The 12,379-nt window shown below is 72.9% G+C and carries 11 protein-coding genes; 6 read left to right on the top strand and 5 right to left on the bottom strand.

The features are described from left to right. Positions 1-34: 34 nt before the first annotated feature. Positions 35-1,546, top strand: a complete 1,512-nt coding sequence (locus ACFY3I_RS26155; RefSeq protein ID WP_390863151.1) for an MFS transporter — start codon at positions 35-37, stop codon at positions 1,544-1,546. 237 nt (positions 1,547-1,783) lie between these two features. Here the strand turns inward: ACFY3I_RS26155 and ACFY3I_RS26160 are convergent, their stop codons facing one another. The 3 genes from ACFY3I_RS26160 to ACFY3I_RS26170 form a co-directional block, all read right to left on the bottom strand. Then, positions 1,784-2,449 carry a response regulator transcription factor gene (locus ACFY3I_RS26160; RefSeq protein ID WP_365291022.1) on the bottom strand — a complete coding sequence of 222 codons (666 nt, stop codon included), beginning with the start codon at positions 2,447-2,449 and terminating at the stop codon, positions 1,784-1,786. Continuing rightward, the gene (locus ACFY3I_RS26165) at positions 2,446-3,678 is read right to left on the bottom strand and encodes a sensor histidine kinase (protein ID WP_390863153.1); all 1,233 of its coding nucleotides are present in this window, start codon (positions 3,676-3,678) and stop codon (positions 2,446-2,448) included. Before ACFY3I_RS26165 ends, ACFY3I_RS26160 begins: the two co-directional genes overlap by 4 nt. A 247-nt stretch (positions 3,679-3,925) precedes the next feature. Further along, on the bottom strand, positions 3,926-4,579 hold the full coding sequence (locus ACFY3I_RS26170; protein WP_390863155.1) for a TetR/AcrR family transcriptional regulator: 654 nt from the start codon (positions 4,577-4,579) through the stop codon (positions 3,926-3,928). A gap of 206 nt (positions 4,580-4,785) precedes the next feature. On the opposite strand from ACFY3I_RS26170, the gene ACFY3I_RS26175 reads away from it, so the two are divergent. Beyond that, positions 4,786-5,937 (top strand): medium chain dehydrogenase/reductase family protein, encoded by a 1,152-nt coding sequence (locus tag ACFY3I_RS26175; RefSeq protein ID WP_390863157.1) that lies wholly within the window; start codon positions 4,786-4,788, stop codon positions 5,935-5,937. Between the two features lie 248 nt (positions 5,938-6,185). On the opposite strand, the gene ACFY3I_RS26180 is transcribed toward ACFY3I_RS26175, so the two are convergent. Further along, positions 6,186-6,884 (bottom strand): TetR/AcrR family transcriptional regulator, encoded by a 699-nt coding sequence (locus ACFY3I_RS26180; protein ID WP_390863159.1) that lies wholly within the window; start codon positions 6,882-6,884, stop codon positions 6,186-6,188. Positions 6,885-7,087: 203 nt separating this feature from the next. On the opposite strand from ACFY3I_RS26180, the gene ACFY3I_RS26185 reads away from it, so the two are divergent. Then, on the top strand, positions 7,088-7,537 hold the full coding sequence (locus tag ACFY3I_RS26185; protein ID WP_365291033.1) for a nitroreductase family deazaflavin-dependent oxidoreductase: 450 nt from the start codon (positions 7,088-7,090) through the stop codon (positions 7,535-7,537). Here ACFY3I_RS26185 and ACFY3I_RS26190 read toward each other — a convergent pair. Beyond that, on the bottom strand, positions 7,527-8,876 hold the full coding sequence (locus tag ACFY3I_RS26190) for a geranylgeranyl reductase family protein (RefSeq protein WP_390863161.1): 1,350 nt from the start codon (positions 8,874-8,876) through the stop codon (positions 7,527-7,529). The genes ACFY3I_RS26185 and ACFY3I_RS26190 overlap by 11 nt on opposite strands. Before the next feature lie 242 nt (positions 8,877-9,118). On the opposite strand from ACFY3I_RS26190, the gene ACFY3I_RS26195 reads away from it, so the two are divergent. The 3 genes from ACFY3I_RS26195 (at position 9,119) to ACFY3I_RS26205 (ending at position 12,368) form a co-directional block, all read left to right on the top strand. After that, positions 9,119-10,474: a dipeptidase gene (locus tag ACFY3I_RS26195; protein ID WP_365291037.1), complete on the top strand. Its 1,356-nt coding sequence runs from the start codon at positions 9,119-9,121 to the stop codon at positions 10,472-10,474. A gap of 216 nt (positions 10,475-10,690) precedes the next feature. Beyond that, positions 10,691-11,263: a TetR/AcrR family transcriptional regulator gene (locus ACFY3I_RS26200; RefSeq protein ID WP_390863163.1), complete on the top strand. Its 573-nt coding sequence runs from the start codon at positions 10,691-10,693 to the stop codon at positions 11,261-11,263. Between the two features lie 121 nt (positions 11,264-11,384). Beyond that, entirely contained in the window at positions 11,385-12,368 is a 984-nt protein-coding gene (locus tag ACFY3I_RS26205; protein WP_390863165.1) for a zinc-dependent alcohol dehydrogenase family protein, read from the top strand. Positions 12,369-12,379: the final 11 nt, after the last annotated feature.

Below are 12,379 nucleotides of genomic sequence, written 5' to 3' on the forward strand. Positions count from 1 at the left end.
GCATTCGATGCATGTGCATGTAGTGTCTGTCGACATGACCTCTCCGCTCACCGCCCCTGCCTCAGCGGGACGCTGGACTCCCCGCCTGTGGGGCACCCTGCTGGTGCTCTGCGCCGCGATGTTCCTGGACGCCCTGGACGTGTCGATGGTGGGCGTCGCCCTGCCCTCGATCGGCTCCGACCTGCAGCTGTCGACCTCCACGCTGCAGTGGATCGTCAGCGGCTACATCCTCGGCTACGGCGGCCTGCTGCTGCTCGGCGGCCGCACCGCCGACCTGTTGGGCCGCCGCCAGGTGTTCCTCGTGGCCCTCGGCGTCTTCGCCCTCGCCTCGCTGCTCGGCGGCCTGGTCGACTCGGGCCCGCTGCTCATCGCCAGCCGCTTCGTCAAGGGCCTGAGCGCGGCCTTCACCGCACCGGCCGGCCTCTCGATCATCACGACCACGTTCCCGGAGGGCCCGCTGCGCAACAGGGCCCTCGCCATCTACACCACCTGCGCGGCCACCGGCTTCTCGATGGGCCTGGTCCTCTCCGGCCTGCTCACCGAGGCCAGTTGGCGCCTCACCATGCTGCTGCCCGCCCCCATCGCCCTGATCGCGCTCGTCGCCGGCCTCCGGCTGCTGCCGCGCAGCGCCCGCGAACGCGACCACAACGGCTACGACATCCCCGGCGCGATCCTCGGCACCGCCTCCATGCTGCTGCTGGTGTTCACCGTGGTGGAGGCCCCGCAGGTGGGCTGGGCATCGGCCCGCACCCTGCTGTCCTTCCTCGCGGCCGCCGTCCTGCTGACCGCCTTCGTCCGCGTCGAGCGCCGCTCCCCCGGCCCGCTCATCCGCCTCGGCGTGCTGCGCTCGGGCAGCCAGATCCGCGCCCAGCTCGGCGCGGTCGCCTTCTTCGGCTCCTACGTCGGCTTCCAGTTCCTGACCACCCTCTACATGCAGTCCCTGCTCGGCTGGTCGGCGCTGCACACCGCGCTCGCCTTCCTGCCCGCGGGCGCGCTGGTGGCGGTGTCCTCGGCCAAGGTCGGCGCGATCGTGGACCGGTTCGGCACCCCGCGGCTCATCGCGGCGGGCTTCGCGTTCATGGTCCTCGGCTACGCCCTCTTCCTGCGCATCGACCTGAACCCCGGGTACGCGGCGGTGATCCTGCCGTCGATGCTGCTGATCGGCGCGGCCTGCGCGCTGGTCTTCCCCTCGCTCAACATCCAGGCCACCAACGGGGTCGACGACCACGAGCAGGGCATGGTCTCCGGGCTCCTCAACACCTCGGTGCAGGTGGGCGGCGCGATCTTCCTGGCGGTCGTGACGGCCGTCGTCACCGCGGGCGCTCCGGCGGACGCGACCCCGCAGGCGGTCCTCGACAGCTACCGCCCCGGTTTCATGGTGGTCGCGGGCGTGGCCCTCGCCGGCCTCCTGATCACACTCACCGGACTGCGCACGCGGCGTGAGCAGCGGACCGTGGTGATCGCGAAGTCCACGGTCCTGGAGGCCGGGGCCGAGGCCGAGGCTCAGGCCGGGGCCGGGGCCGAGCGGGTGTCGGTGCGCGACTGACGCGTGAGGGACCGGCGGCCCACGGGGTCGCCTCCCGAGGTACGCCCGACGTGCGCCCGGCGGGGCTCCGGCCCCGCCGGGCGCACGGCCGTGACATCGGGTATACGGCCGCACGGCCGTGACACCGCCGGTACGGCGCGCCAGGGGACGGCGCGCGTGACGAGGGAGGGCGGACCGCACGCCACCGATGTGTCCTCCCTCTCTCGTCAGCGTGCCAGTCCGCTTCCGACCGTCCCCTCAGCCCAGCCAGCCCGGCCTGACCAACCCCGACTCGTAGGCCAGGACGACCAGTTGGGCCCGGTCCCGGGCGCCCAGCTTGACCATGGCACGGCTCACATGGGTCTTGGCGGTGAGCGGGCTGACCACCAGGCGGCGGGCGATCTCCTCGTTGGACAGGCCGATGCCCACCAGGGCCATCACCTCCCGCTCGCGGTCCGTGAGCCGGGCGAGGGACTCGGCGGCGGCGGGCTCCTTGGATCGGGCCGCGAACTCCGCGATCAGCCGCCGCGTCACACCCGGCGACAGCAGCGCGTCCCCGCCCACCACCGCCCGGACGGCGCGCACGAGTTCCTCCGGCTCGGTGTCCTTGACCAGGAACCCGGAGGCGCCGGAGCGGATCGCCTCGAAGACGTACTCGTCCAGTTCGAACGTCGTCAGCATCACCACCCTGACGTCCTTCAGTTCGTCCTCGCCGGTGATCCGGCGGGTCGCCGCCAGCCCGTCGAGGCGCGGCATGCGGATGTCCATCAGGACCACGTCGGGGCGCAGTTCGCGCACCCCGCGCACCGCCTCCTCGCCGTCCGCCGCCTCCGCGGTCACCTCGATGTCCGGCTGCGCGTCGAGCAGCGCCCGGAAGCCGGCCCGCACCAGCGCCTGGTCATCGGCGAGCAGTACCCGGATCATCGGCCCTCCCGGTCGTTCAGAGGCAGTACGGCCAGCACCTGGAAACCGCCGTCGGCGCGCGGCCCCGCCTCGATCGTGCCACCGAGGGCGGCCGCCCTCTCCCGCATCCCGGCCAGCCCGTTCCCGCTGCCGCCCGCGTCCGCACCGGTCGCCGGGCCGTCGTCGTCGATCCGCAACCGCAGCTCCCCGCCACCGTGTTCGAGGCGCACCCGCGCCTGCCGGGAACCCGAGTGCCGTACGACGTTGGTGAGCGCCTCCTGAACGATCCGGAACGCGGCCAGATCGGCGCCGGGCGGCAGCCCGGGCGGCTCCCCCAGCACGGTCACCTCGAGCCCCGCACCCGCCGCCTGCTCGACCAGTTCCGGCAACCGCCCAAGACCCGGCGCGGGGGCTCGCGGAGCGTCTCCCGGAGCGCGCAGGGTGTCGAGTACCTGGCGCACCTCGCCGAGCGCCTCCTTGCTCGCGGCCTTGATGGTGGTGAGCGCGGCCCGGGCCTGCTCGGGGTCGGAGTCCAGGAGCGCCAGGCCCACGCCGGCCTGCACGTTGATGACGGAGATGCTGTGCGCGAGCACGTCGTGCAGTTCGCGGGCGATCCGCAGCCGTTCCGCGTCCGCCCGGCGCCGGCCCGCCTGGGCGCGGTCCGCCCGTTCCCGCGCCCACTGCTCGCGCCGCAGCCGCACCAGCTCGGCCACGGAGAGGATGATCAGCACCCAGGTGGCGGCGACCAGCTCCTGGCCCGCGCCGGCCCCCTGGTCACCCGGTGGCGGCAGCACGCGGTACAGCCAGAGCGAGATCAGCAGATGCCCGCCCCACAGCAGCCCCACGGCCGCCCACGCGGACCGGCGGTGCCCCGCGACGACGGCGCTGAAGCAGGCCACGGCCACGGCCGCGAAGACCGGGCCGTAGGGGTAGCCGGCCGCGAGGTAGCCGAGGGCCAGCACCGCCGTGCCGAACACCACGGGCACCGGGTGCCGCTGCCGCCACAGCAGCAGCGCGCAGGCAGCCAGGAGCAGCAGGCGGGCATACCCGTCCAGCGGCTCACGGTGCGGCTGCGCGTGAGCGGCGAAGTTCGAACCCACCAGTACCAGCACGGTGACCGCGACGGTGGTGCGCCACGGCAGCCGGCCGGGCGGCGGGCCGTCGCTGCCGTCGCCTTCTCGGCGCCACCCCGCGGGGCCGTGGTGCCACCAGTGCGCGGGTCCGCGCCGCCGTTCCCGCCACTCGTCCATGTCCGCCACGCTAGACGGCGCCGTGCCGCGCGGACGTCAGCCCGGCGAGGTGATCACGCGTACTCCCGGGGAAGTAGGCGACGCGAGGGGGCGGGAGCGGCGCGGGGCGCGAGCAGCGCGGGGCGCGAGCAGCGCGGGGCGCGAGCAGCGCGGGGCGCGAGCAGCGCGGGGCGCGAGCAGCGCGGGGCGCGAGCAGCGCGGGGCGGGGCGGTCACCTTCCACAAATCCGTCTGCCCCCGCGGATCCGTCAGCTGCCGCCGCTCGCCAGTTCGGCCACCTCGGCCTCGAACAGCCGCTCCGGGTCGAAGCCCATGCCGGTGAACTGACCGGCGAGTTCGAGGGAGAGCACTCCGTGCATCCGGGTCCAGAACGCGAGCGCCCGGCGCAGTACGGCCGGTGACGCGGAATGGTCACCGGCCCACGCGCGGTGCTGCGCGAGATGGGCGGTGAAGCCGGCGGAGACCGGCGCCTCCGGGGCGGCCGCGGCGCAGACGTCGAGGAGCGCGGTCATGATCTCCTGGGCGATGGCGGTGATGTCGTCGGGCGCGTGATAGCCGGGCACAGGCGTGCCGTAGACGAGGAAATACCGCTGGGGGTCGTCGAGCGCCCAGCGTCGCAGGGTGTGGGCGAGACCGTCGACGCCCGCCCCCGAGTCGGCGGCGGCACGGAAGGTGTCGGCCAGGCCACGGTAGGCGTCCCGGATCAGCTCGGTGATCAGCTCGTCCCGGCTGCCGAAGTACCGGTAGAGGGCGGGCCCGCTCATGCCCAGTTCCTTGGCGACGGCGTTGAGGGACAGGCCCGTCGCGCCGGACTTGGCGATCTGCTCCCAGGCGCGCGCCTTGATGTCGGCGCGTACCTGGCTCCGGTACCGCTCGCGAGGACTCACCGCTTGTTCCGCCATGACCTGCGCGCTCCTCTCGCTCCCGCTGCGGCCGCCCCGTTACGACCGTTTTAACCCGTCACTTTCGAGACTACCTCTAACAAGCCGCGAGAGCACCCCGCCCCGCGAGGACTTGACACTGAAGCTAGCGCGAGTCATTTTAGTTATAGCTTATAACGCAAGCTAGAAGCACTCTCACTTGTGACTGCATCTATAGGGAGATCGTCATGGAGAGCACGGGAACCGCCACACCGCAGGAGAGCACCGCCGGCACCCGGCTCGTCGAGATCGTCCTGCCGGGCGTCGTGGAACCCGAGGGGCTGCAGATCCGGCGCGGAGAGATCCCCACCCCGGGCGCCGGCCAGATCGTCGTCCGCATGGAGGCCACCGGCGTCTCCTTCGCGGAGCAGCAGATGCGCCGCGGCCGTTACTACGACCAGCCGCCGTTCCCCTTCGTCCCCGGCTACGACCTGGTCGGCACGGTGCTCACGACCGGCGAAGGGGTCGCACCGGCCCTCGTCGGCAGGCGGGTGGCGTCCCTGGTCAAGGTCGGCGGCTGGGCCAGCCACGTCGTACTCGACGCGGCCGACGCCGTGGAGGTCCCGGCCGGGATCGGCGCGGCCGAGGCAGAGACGCTGGTCGTCAACGGCATCACCGCCTGGCAGATGCTGTACCGCAAGGCCAGGGTGCGGCAGGGCGGGACGATCCTGGTGCACGGTGCCAACGGCGGGGTCGGCACGGTCCTCGTCCAGCTCGCGCGTGCGGCCGGCCTTCGCGTCATCGGCACGGCCTCGGCCCGCCACCACGCGTCACTGCGCGAGATGGGCGTCACCCCGGTCGACTACCGCGCCGAGGACGTCCCGACCCGGGTCCGCGAACTGGCCCCCGGCGGCGTCGACGCCGTCTTCGACCACCTCGGCGGACGCAGCGTCGTCGACTCCTGGAACCTCCTCGCCCCGGGCGGCACCCTCGTCTCCTACGGCAGCGCCACCACCCGGGACGACTCCGGCTCCAAGCAGCTTCCCGTGCTGAAGATCCTCGGCCGGGTGTGGCTGTGGAACGCGCTGCCCAACGGCAGGCACGCGTACTTCTTCAACGTCTGGGAGGGCCGCGCCTTCGGCAGGGACCGCTTCCGGGCCCGGCTGAGCTCCGACCTCACCCAGGTCTTCGAGTCCCTGCGGCGCGGCGAGGTCACCGCCCGCGTCGCCGCGCGGCTGCCCCTCACCCGGGCCGCCGAAGCCCTGCGGCTCGCCGAGTCCGGGACGGTCGCGGGCAAGGTCGTCCTCGTCCCGGACACGGACGCGGACGCGGACGCCGGCACGGACGGGGGCACCGACACGGGCACGGGCACCGACACGTCGGCCGACCCGGCGCGATGACCACCGTCGCCGCGGTGGTGGCCGCCGGCACAGAGACAGCCATGGGTGAGGTGACGGGCGTCCGCACGACGACAACCGTCGGCACGGTGACCGCGGTCTCGGACATCGGGGCCCTCGGGCCGGCGGCCCCGACACACGGGATCCTCCACGTGCGCGAGGGCGGGGGCAGGGGCAGGGGCAGGGGCAGGGGCAGGGGCAGGGTGAGGCCACGGCGCGTGCCGGGCCGGCACCCCGCCCACCGGAGTCCACTAGGGAAAGACCAGCCCCACTCCGTGGGCGAGTTGCGCGGCCGCATGCCGGAAGAACTGGTCGCGTTCCTCCACGACCCCCTTGAACTGGCCGAACAGTTCGAACCCGACCAGGCCGAACAGTTGCGCCCAGGCCGCGGCCATGGCGACGGCGACCTCGGGCGGCAGGCCCGGCATGAGTTCGTCGGCCATCCGGCGGGCCTCGGGCGCCAGTTCGGCGGAGACCGGGGTACGGGCCAGCCCGCGGCGCCCGAACGCGTCGCGCAGGATGCCGATCAGCACGAGGGCGACGCGGGCGGCCGGCTGGATGGTGGTGTCGGGGGCCGAGTAGCCGGGCACCGGCGAGCCGTAGATCAGCGCGTACTCGTGCGGGTGCGCCAGCGCCCAGCCCCGCACCGCCTCGCACACGGCGACCCAGCGCTCCACGGAGGCGGTCCCGGCGGCCTCGCCGGCGGCGTGCGCGGCCTCGGCGGCCTCACCGAGGGAGTCGTAGGCGTCGATGATCAGCGCCGTGAGCAGGTCGTCCCGGCTCGGGAAGTAACGGTAGAGCGCCGAGGAGACCATGCCGAGTTCGCGGGCGACGGCACGCAGCGACAGCTTGGGGGCGCCTTCGGCCGCGAGCTGTCTGCGCGCCTCGTCCTTGATGGCCGCGGTGACTTCCATCCTGGCTCGCGCACGGGCGCCCTGTGCGGTGGTCATGGCGAGCAGTCTGCCACGCGGGCAGAGCGGTGCACACATTTCGGAGCAGTGCGCCGGAAAATGAGCATCGCACTCCGTTCGGCGCACCGATCTCGAACGAGTGCACTGCACAAAAAAGAGAGCACTGCTCTTGCTTTGGATCGCCGATCTCCCCACACTGGAGTCAAGCGAGAGCACCGCTCTCCCAAACTGTGGGGGTCACCGTGTCTGCACACGTCCAGAAGCCCGGCTGGTTCACGATCAAGATCTTCAACCAGGCCGTCGGCTGGCTCACCGGGCGCGGTATCAGCATCTGGGGCTCCCGCCTCCTCGCCGTCCGCGGGCGCAAGACCGGGCAATGGCGCACCACGCCGGTGAACCTGCTGACGGTGGACGGGCAGCAGTACCTGCTCGCGCCGCGCGGCCACGTGCAGTGGACCCACAACATGCGCGCCGCCGGCGGCGGCGAACTGCGGCTCGGCAGGAACGTGGACGTGTTCACCGCCACCGAGGTCGCCGACGACGACAAGGTCGAGCTGCTGCGGGCCTACCTGAAGCGCTGGAAGGCCGAGGTGGGCGTGTTCTTCAAGGGGGTCGGGCCCGACTCGCCCGACGCCGACCTGCGTCGCATCGCCCCCGACCACCCGGTCTTCCGGATCGCCGTCACGAAGTGACAGAACCCGGCGTGCCCGTCCCGTCCGTCCCGTCCGTGCCGTCCGTCCCGTCCGTGCCGCCCGTCCCGTCCGTGTCGTGCGTCTCGTCGGCGTGGTGCGGGTCCGGCTCGGCGGCGTCCTGCGGAGCCGCCGGCTCGGGAACCATCGCCGCGAGGGCGCGCTGGGCGAGCGGGTGGGAACGGACGAGTTCACCGAGGGTGGTGCGGCCCTGGGTGATCTCCTTGAAAGCGCGCCAGGCGGGGCGGAAGCCGGTCAGGGCCGCGTGGAACAGGCCGGGCCTGCGCTCGAACACCGCCAGCATCCGCTTGCCGACACTCATCTCGACGCCGAGGCCCGCCTTGACGGCGAACGCGTAGTTCAGCGCCTGACGGCGGGTGTCCACGGCGTCGTGGGCCTCGGCGATGCGCACGGCCCACTCCCCCGCGAGCCGTCCGGAGCGCAGCGCGAAGGAGATGCCCTCGCGGGTCCACGGTTCCAGCAGGCCCGCCGCGTCACCGCACACGAGCACCCGGCCCCGCGACAGCGGCGAGTCGTCGGCGCGGCAGCGGGTCAGGTGGCCGGAGGAGATGCTCGGTTCGAAGCCGGCCAGGCCGAGCCGCGCGACGAAGTCCTCCAAGTACCGCTTGGTGGCCGCGCCTTCACCGCGCGCCGAGATCACGCCGACGGTCAGGGTGTCGCCCTTGGGGAAGACCCAGCCGTAACTGCCGGGCATCGGGCCCCAGTCGATGAGCACCCGGCCCTTCCAGTCCTCGGCGACCGTCTCCGGCACCGGGATCTCCGCCTCCAGGCCGAGATCCACCTGGTCGACCTTGACGCCGACATGGGCACCTATCCGGCTGGCGCTGCCGTCGGCGCCGACCACCGCGCGGGCCAGCACGGTCTCGCCGCCCTGGAGGACCACGGCGACCGTGCGCCGGTCGGGGACGGCCGAGCCGTGCTGTTCGACGCGCTGCACGGCGGCGCCGGTGCGCAGTTCGGCGCCCGCCTTCTGGGCGTGCTCGACCAGCTGCTGGTCGAACTCGGGCCGGTTGATCAGCCCGAACATCATCTGCTTGGAACGGCGGGTGCGGGTGAACCGGCCGTTGTTGGAGAAGGTGACCGCGTGCACGCGGTCCTTGAGGGGCAGCTCGAAGCCGGGCGGGAGCGCGTCGCGCGAGGGCCCGATGATGCCGCCGCCACAGGTCTTGTAGCGCGGCAGCTCGGCCTTCTCCAGCAACAGCACGCGCCGTCCCGCGACCGCCGCAGCGTAGGCCGCCGAGGCCCCCGCGGGTCCCGCGCCCACCACGACGACGTCCCACACCCGCTGCATGTCGTCCGCCGAAGAAATCTCACCGCTCACGATGGTCCGCTGCTCCGATCAAGCCGTAGAAGCCGTAAGTGCCGTATGCCGTGTCAAGCCATGGGTGCCGCACCGAGCCGAAGGTGCCGCGCGGCCGGTGCGCCAGGAGGCAGCCACCGTCCGTCCGCAGCCGGACACCTGTCACCTGTCCTCCCGCATCCTACGGCGGAGATCGCCGCAGGCCGCTGTGGGAGGATCGGTGTACTCACCAGTTGAACGTCGCACCCACGAGGAGCGTGCCCATGTCGTCCAATCCGGTCGCCGAGACCGTCGCCGCCCTGATGCCCAGGGCGAGGACGGAGCTCGCCGAGCTGGTGTCCTTCAAGTCGGTGGCGGACTTCGCCCAGTTCCCGAAGAGCGAGAGCGAGGGCGCCGCGAACTGGGTCGCCGACGCGCTGCGCGCCGAGGACTTCGTGGACGTCGCCGTGCTGGACACCCCGGACGGTACACAGTCGGTGTACGGCTACCTGCCGGGCCCGGAGGGCGCCAAGACGGTCCTGCTCTACGCCCACTACGACGTGCAGCCGCCGCTGGACGAGGCCGCCTGGACCAGCCCGCCGTTCGAGCTGACCGAGCGGGACGGCCGCTGGTACGGGCGCGGTGCCGCCGACTGCAAGGGCGGCGTGATCATGCACCTGCTGGCGCTGCGCGCGCTGCGGGCGAACGGCGGTGTCCCGGTCCACGTCAAGGTGATCGCCGAGGGCTCGGAGGAGATGGGCACCGGCGGCCTGGAGCGGTACGCCGAGCAGCACCCCGACCTGCTGACGGCGGACACCATCGTCATCGGCGACGCGGGCAACTTCCGCGTCGGGCTGCCGACGGTGACCACGACCCTGCGCGGCATGACCATGCTCCGGGTCCAGATCGACACGCTCCAGGGCAATCTGCACTCCGGACAGTTCGGCGGCGCCGCCCCGGACGCGCTGGCCGCGCTGATCAGGGTGCTGGACTCGCTGCGCGCCGAGGACGGTTCGACGACGGTCGACGGTCTCGCGCCGGAGTCGGGCTGGGAGGGGCTGGCGTACGAGGAGGAGCAGTTCCGCAAGGACGCCAAGGTGCTGGACGGGGTCCGGCTGATCGGCGACGGCTCGGTCGCCGACCGCATCTGGGCGCGTCCTGCGGTCACGGTGCTCGGCATCGACTGCCCGCCCGTGGTCGGCGCCACGCCCTCGGTGCAGGCGAGCGCCCGCGCCCTGGTCAGCCTTCGGGTGCCGCCGGGCGTGGACGCGGCCGAGGCGAGCAAGCTGCTCCAGGCGCACCTGGAGGCGCACACGCCGTGGGGTGCCCGGGTGCGGACCGAGGCGGTCGGCCAGGGCCAGCCGTTCCGCGCGGACACCACCAGCCCCGCCTACCGGGCGATGGCCGACGCGATGACGGTCGCCTACCCGGGCGAGACGATGCAGTACGCCGGTCAGGGCGGGTCCATCCCCCTGTGCAACACCCTCGCGAGCCTCTACCCGCAGGCCGAGATCCTGCTGATCGGGCTGAGCGAGCCGGAGGCGCAGATCCACGCGGTCGACGAGAGCGTGTCGCCCGAGGAACTGGAGCGCCTGTCGGTTGCGGAGGCGCTGTTCCTGCGGAACTACGCGGCGGGCTGAGCCCGTTCCGGGGGATGTGGCCGACCGGCGGGTCGGTTCCCCGCAGTGCGGCCAGACGGGCTTCGGCGAGCAGCCGGAGCCCGTCTTTCGTTTGCCCCCAAAGGCACGCCACGCCGCGTCGAGACGCGTCGAGGCGCGTCGGCATGGGCCCTTGCGGACCTTAATCGGACGAACTAGTCTGTTCGATTAAGGAGCTGAGGATACGGAGACGGGGTCATGGCGACGCAGTTCAGGAAGACGAGATCCGAGGAGCGGATCCTCACCGCGGCGGCGGACCTGTTCTACGCGAACGGACTCCGCGGCGTGGGCGTCGATCAGGTCATCGCGGCGGCCGGCATCTCGAAGTCGACGCTGTACGCGCACTTCCGCACCAAGGAGGAGCTCGTCGCGGAGTATCTGCGCAGGACCGACGACTCCTGGATGGCGCAGCTCCAGGCCGCCGCGGAACGCACCCCCGGTGGTCCACGCGAACAACTCGTCGGGCTGTTCGACGCCCTGACCGACGCCTTCGACCGGCACGGCTTCTTCGGATGCCCGTTCGTCAGCGCGGCGGTCGAGGCCGAGCTGGACTCGGAGGCCCGGGCCGTCACCGTGCAGCACACACAGCGCCGGAAGGCATGGCTGACCGAGCTGAGCGAGCGGGCCGGCGCCGGCGCACCCGAGGCACTGGCCCGCGGGATCGGCCTCCTCGTCGACGGCGCCCTGACCTCCGGGCGCCTCCTTCAGGACCGCTCCGTCGTGACCGAGGCGAAGTCCGCGGCGCGCCTGCTCATCGCCGGTCACCTCTGACCCCGAGGACACGACCGACGACCACGGTCACGGGCCGCCGCGCCCTCACCCGTACCCCACCCCGACGTCCCCCGCACCCGCACCCGCACCCGCCTGACAACGGCAGGAAGAAGACGCAGTCATGCGCGCAGTAGTCCTCGAAGAGTTCGGATCACCGCTGGTCCTCAGGGACATCGAGAAGCCGACGGCGGGCCCGGGCCAGGCGCTGGTGAGGATCGGCGCCAGTGGCGTCAACCCACTCGACGCCAAGATCCGGGCCGGCAAGGCGGCCCATGCCCGGCGCACACTGCCGGCGGTCCTCGGCCTGGACCTGGCCGGTGTGGTCGAGGAGGTGGGCGCGGGCGTGGACGGCCTGGCGCCGGGCGACGAGGTCTTCGGCATGACGGGCGGGGTCGGTGACCTGCAGGGTTCGCTCGCCGAGTACGCGGCGGTCGACGCCCGGCTGCTCGCCCGCAAGCCGTCCTCGCTCGGCGTGCGCGAGGCCGCGGCCCTGCCCCTGGTGTTCATCACCGCCTGGGAGGGGCTGGTCGACCGGGCCCGGGTCCGCGCGGGACAGAAGGTCCTCGTCCACGGCGGCGCCGGCGGCATCGGCCAGGTGGCCGTGCAGATCGCCCGCGCCCGCGGCGCCGAGGTCTTCGCCACCGCGTCCGCCCCGCGGCTGTCGGTCGTCGAGGGCCTGGGGGCCACCCCCATCGACTACGCCGCCACGTCCGTGGACGAGTACGTCGCCGAGCACACCGGGGGCGAGGGTTTCGACGTCGTCCTCGACACCGTCGGCGGTCCGGTGCTCGACGCCTCCTTCAACGCGGTGCGCACCTACACGGGGCACGTCGTGAGCGCCCTGGGGTGGGGAACCCACAGCCTCGCGCCCCTCAGCTTCCGCGGGGCGTCCTATTCCGGCGTCTTCACCCTGCTGCCCCTGCTGACCGGGCGCGGTCGGGAGCATCACGGGGAGATCATGCGCGAGGCGGCGGCGCTCGCCGAGGCGGGCGGGCTCACACCGGTGCTCGACCCCCGGCGCTTCGCCCTCACCGACGTCGCCGACGCGCACGCGGCCGTGGAGAGCGGCACCGCCCGGGGAAGGATCGTGGTCGACGTCGCCTGAGGTCGCCGCGC

It is taken from the genome of Streptomyces sp. NPDC001068, from assembly GCF_042897315.1.
Classification (GTDB): Bacteria; Actinomycetota; Actinomycetes; order Streptomycetales; family Streptomycetaceae; genus Streptomyces.

Bases quoted from the DNA above. Each gene is read 5' to 3' on its own strand.
- ACFY3I_RS26180 (WP_390863159.1), bottom strand. From the start codon at position 6,884: ATGACCACCGCACAGGGCGCCCGTGCGCGAGCCAGGATGGAAGTCACC.
- ACFY3I_RS26195 (WP_365291037.1), top strand. From the start codon at position 9,119: ATGTCGTCCAATCCGGTCGCCGAGACCGTCGCCGCCCTGATGCCCAGG.
- ACFY3I_RS26160 (WP_365291022.1), bottom strand. From the start codon at position 2,449: ATGATCCGGGTACTGCTCGCCGATGACCAGGCGCTGGTGCGGGCCGGC.
- ACFY3I_RS26175 (WP_390863157.1), top strand. From the start codon at position 4,786: ATGGAGAGCACGGGAACCGCCACACCGCAGGAGAGCACCGCCGGCACC.
- ACFY3I_RS26205 (WP_390863165.1), top strand. From the start codon at position 11,385: ATGCGCGCAGTAGTCCTCGAAGAGTTCGGATCACCGCTGGTCCTCAGG.
- ACFY3I_RS26155 (WP_390863151.1), top strand. From the start codon at position 35: ATGACCTCTCCGCTCACCGCCCCTGCCTCAGCGGGACGCTGGACTCCC.
- ACFY3I_RS26200 (WP_390863163.1), top strand. From the start codon at position 10,691: ATGGCGACGCAGTTCAGGAAGACGAGATCCGAGGAGCGGATCCTCACC.
- ACFY3I_RS26165 (WP_390863153.1), bottom strand. From the start codon at position 3,678: ATGGACGAGTGGCGGGAACGGCGGCGCGGACCCGCGCACTGGTGGCAC.
- ACFY3I_RS26170 (WP_390863155.1), bottom strand. From the start codon at position 4,579: ATGGCGGAACAAGCGGTGAGTCCTCGCGAGCGGTACCGGAGCCAGGTA.